Consider the following 3,688-nt stretch of genomic DNA (forward strand, 5'->3'; position numbering starts at 1 on the left):
GCCGGCGGGGAGCCCGCGCCGCTCCCCGCGAGCGCGCTCGCCTACCCCGAGGGCCGCCTGCTCGGCAGCCCCGCCGCCACCGCCGCCCCGGTCCACCCCCTGCCCTGACGGAGCGCCACGGCGGCCCGCGCAGCCGCGGGCCGGGCGGAGCGGGCCCATCGCGGCCGGGCCGCGGGTCAGCGTTTGCGGAGCCGGTAGGCGTCCTCGGCCGCGGCCGCCACGGCGGCGAGGTCGCCGCCGCCCGCGGCGGACACCACCGCGCCCACCGCCCCCTCCAGAAAGGGCGCGTCCAGCAGCCGCGTGCCCGGGGGCAGCCCGCCCTCGGCGCCCTCCGCCAGCAGCGCCCGGACGGTCAGCACCGCGCTCCCCAGATCGGCCAGCACCACCACCCCGGCGCCGCGGTCGGCCCGCCGGGCCGCCTCGCCGATCCGTTCCGCGCTGGTGCCCAGCCCGCCGTCCGGGAGACCGCCGGCCGGCTCCACCGGCACCCCGGCCGCCCCGCCCGCCAGCGCCGCCGCCAGCCGGGCCACCGCCTCGGCCGCCTCCTGGCTGTGCGACACCAGCACGATGCCCACCGGCTCAGCCATCCGCACTCCCCGCCGCCGTGTCCGCCGCGGTCTCGGCCAGCGCCGTGATGAGCAGCGCCGAGGAGGCCGCCCCGGGGTCCTGGTGCCCGATGCTGCGGTCGCCCAGCAGGCTGGCCCGGCCGCGCCGGGCCCGCATCGGCACCGTGGCCAGCGCGCCCTCCGCCGCCGCCCGCCGCGCCGCGTCGAACGACCCCGGCAGTGCCCCGGCGGCCGGGACCAGCGCGTCCAGCATGGTCTTGTCGCCCGGTGCCGAACCGCCCAGGGTGCCCACCGCGGCCACCCCGGCGGCCAGCGCCGCGGCGAACTCGGCCGTGCTCACCCGCGCCGCGGCGTCACCGAGTTCCCTGCCGGTACGCCGCAGCAGCGTGCCGTACAGCGGCCCGGAGGCCCCGCCCACCGTGGACACCAGGGTCCGCCCGGCCAGCGCCAGCACCGCGCCCGGCGTCTCCGGCGGGTCCTTGGCCAGCGCCTCGGCCACCGCCCGGAAGCCGCGCCGCAGATTGGCGCCGTGGTCGGCGTCGCCGATGGCCGAATCGAGCTCGGTCAGCCGGCCGGCCTCCCGCTCGACCGCCGCCGCGGCGGCGGTCAGCCAGCGCACCACGAAGGCCGCGTCCAGCCCGGCCGCCCCGCCCCGAGCGGCGTCCCGCTCACCGTCCCGGGCTCTGTCCCGGGCCGCGTCCCGTGTCATCGTCACCGTCCCTCCGGGCCGCCGGTCAGCGGCCCCAGCGCAGCGCCGCGGTGCGCACCGGCGCGTCCCACAGCCGCAGCAGTTCCTCGTCCACCTGGCACAGCGTCACCGAACAGCCGGCCATGTCCAGCGAGGTCACATAGTTGCCCACCAGGGTGCGGGCCACCGCCACCCGCCGCTCGGCCAGTACCCGGTGCACCTCGGCGGCGAACCCGTACAGCTCCAGAAGCGGGGTCGCGCCCATGCCGTTGACCAGCAGCAGCACCGGGCTGTCCGGCCGCAGGTCCGTCAGCACCGTCTCCACGGCCGCGTCCGCGATCTCCCCGGAGGTCATCATCGGGCGCCGCTCCCGGCCCGGTTCGCCGTGGATGCCGATGCCCAGCTCCAGTTCGCCCGGCGGCAGGTCGAAGGTCGGAGTGCCCTTGGCCGGGGTGGTGCAGGCGCTCAGCGCCACCCCGAAACTGCGGGAGGACTCGGCCACCCGGCGGGCCACCGACGCCACCCGCACCAGCGGCGCGCCCTCCTCCGCCGCCGCCCCGGCGATCTTCTCCACGAACAGCGTGCCGCCGGTGCCGCGGCGCCCGGCGCTCTCGCCGTCCTCGCTCACCGCGACGTCGTCCCGGAGCACCACCGTGGAGACCTGCACCCCCTCGTCCTCGGCCAGCTCCGCGGCCATGGCGAAGTTGAGCACGTCGCCGGTGTAGTTCTTCACCACGAAGAGCACGCCCTCGCCGCTGTCCACGGCCGCCGCGGCCCGCACCATCTGGTCCGGGACCGGGCTGGTGAACACCTCGCCGGGGCATGCCGCGTCCAGCATTCCCGGCCCGACGAAGCCGGCGTGCAGCGGCTCGTGACCCGAACCCCCGCCGGAGAGCAGAGCCACCTTGCCCGCCACCGGCGCGTCCCGGCGGATCACGATCCGCCGCTCCACATCGGCCACCAGCAGCTCCGGATGGGCGGCGGCCATGCCGCGCAGCGCGTCCGCCACCACCCGTTCCGGCACATTGATCAGCATCTTCATGCGGCCTCCGATCAGGGCAGGCCGGGAATCACCGATCCCACCCGTAGCCGTCCTCGTCGTCCCAGCCGACCTCGCGGTCGTCGTCCATGCGCAGGCTGCGCAGTTCCGGGCGCGGCTCGGCGCCCGCTTCCTCGGCGAACTCCTCAGGGTCCATGGCACTCATGATGCACGGCGGGGCGGGCGGCGCGGACCAAGGGCACGTTGTCACACGCGGTCGCCCGGTTCCGTGCCCGGTGTCCGGCGCCCGCCGCCGCGGGCCCGCGCTCCGCCCGCCGTCCGGAAGCCGTACCCGCCGCGCGCCCCCGGCAACCCGCCCTCACCCGTACGCGCAGGGCGACCGGACCGGGATACTGGGTAGGCAAGGACAGATCGCCGCAGCACCGACGGGCACCAACGGGGGCGAGAGACGCGCGATGGCGGAGAACACCACGCTGATCCACGGCCGTTACGAGCTGATCGAGCAGATCGGACGCGGCGGCATGGGACAGGTGTGGCGTGCCCGCGACGAGGCGCTCGGCCGGCAGGTGGCGGTGAAATGCCTCCAGCCGCTGGGCGGCGCCCAGCGCGACGAGGAGTATCTGCGCAGTCTGCGCGAGCGGTTCCGCCGCGAGGCCCGGGTGGCCGCCTCGCTCCAGCACCGCGGGATCACCGTGGTGCACGACTTCGGTGAGTACGACGGCACGCTCTACCTGGTGATGGAACTGCTGGACGGGCAGAACCTCAGTGAGATCCTGACCGCCCGCCAGGCCGAGCCGCTGCCCGAGCCGGACATCGCCGACATCGCCCACCAGGTGGCCGCGGCACTCGCCTACACCCATGCCCAGGGTGTGGTGCACCGGGATCTCAAGCCCGCCAATGTGATGCGGCTGGCCGACGGCACGGTGAAGATCCTGGACTTCGGCATCGCCCGGCTGGCCCACGACATCGGGCTGAACGCCAAGCTCACCAGCACCGGCATGGCGATGGGCACGCCGCACTACATGTCCCCCGAGCAGATCTCCGGCGCCGCCGTTGACCACCGCAGCGACCTGTACTCGCTGGGCTGCGTGCTCTACGAACTGGCCACCGGCGCCCCTCCGTTCGACCTCGGCGACCCCTGGGCGATCCTGGTCGGCCACCGGGAGACCCCGCCCGAGCCGCTGCGGGCGGTGCGCGCCGAGCTCTCCCCGTCCCTCGAACGGCTGATCCTGGGACTGCTGGCCAAGGACCCGGCCGACCGCCCGGAGGACGCCGCCGACCAGGCCCGGCGGCTGGTCCTGGAGGCGGCCCGGGCCGAGACCGGAGCCCCGGCCCCGCCCGGGCGTGCGGCGCAGCCGCACGCCCGGCCGGAGCCGCTGCCGCCCTGGACCCGCGGCATGCGGCCCGGCTCCCGGGCCAGCGGCGCCTGGTCGC

Annotated in this window: 5 protein-coding genes; 1 reads left to right on the forward strand and 4 read right to left on the reverse strand. The window is 76.6% G+C overall.

From position 1 onward, the window contains the following. Positions 1–176: 176 nt before the first annotated feature. Genes GQS09_RS27515 through GQS09_RS30515 form a run of 4 tightly spaced genes read right to left on the reverse strand, consistent with a single transcriptional unit; the run spans position 177 to position 2,450 of the window. Complete coding sequence (locus GQS09_RS27515; RefSeq protein WP_207958360.1) at positions 177–587, reverse strand: PTS-dependent dihydroxyacetone kinase phosphotransferase subunit DhaM; 411 nt, start codon at positions 585–587, stop codon at positions 177–179. Beyond that, positions 580–1,275, reverse strand: coding sequence for a dihydroxyacetone kinase subunit DhaL (gene dhaL, locus GQS09_RS27520; RefSeq protein WP_165990238.1), 696 nt, complete (start codon positions 1,273–1,275; stop codon positions 580–582). The genes GQS09_RS27515 and dhaL overlap by 8 nt, the downstream gene beginning before the upstream one ends. Positions 1,276–1,300: 25 nt before the next feature. Next, positions 1,301–2,296, reverse strand: coding sequence for a dihydroxyacetone kinase subunit DhaK (gene dhaK / locus GQS09_RS27525; RefSeq protein ID WP_165990239.1), 996 nt, complete (start codon positions 2,294–2,296; stop codon positions 1,301–1,303). Between the two features lie 28 nt (positions 2,297–2,324). Further along, positions 2,325–2,450: a hypothetical protein gene (locus GQS09_RS30515; RefSeq protein WP_279577806.1), complete on the reverse strand. Its 126-nt coding sequence runs from the start codon at positions 2,448–2,450 to the stop codon at positions 2,325–2,327. Positions 2,451–2,709: 259 nt separating this feature from the next. On the opposite strand from GQS09_RS30515, the gene GQS09_RS27530 reads away from it, so the two are divergent. Beyond that, on the forward strand, positions 2,710–3,688 hold a 979-nt coding region (locus tag GQS09_RS27530; protein ID WP_165990240.1), incomplete at its 3' end, for a serine/threonine-protein kinase.

Origin of the sequence: Streptomyces sp. YIM 98790 (assembly GCF_011421595.1) — a bacterium.
Lineage (GTDB): Bacteria > Actinomycetota > Actinomycetes > Streptomycetales > Streptomycetaceae > Streptomyces.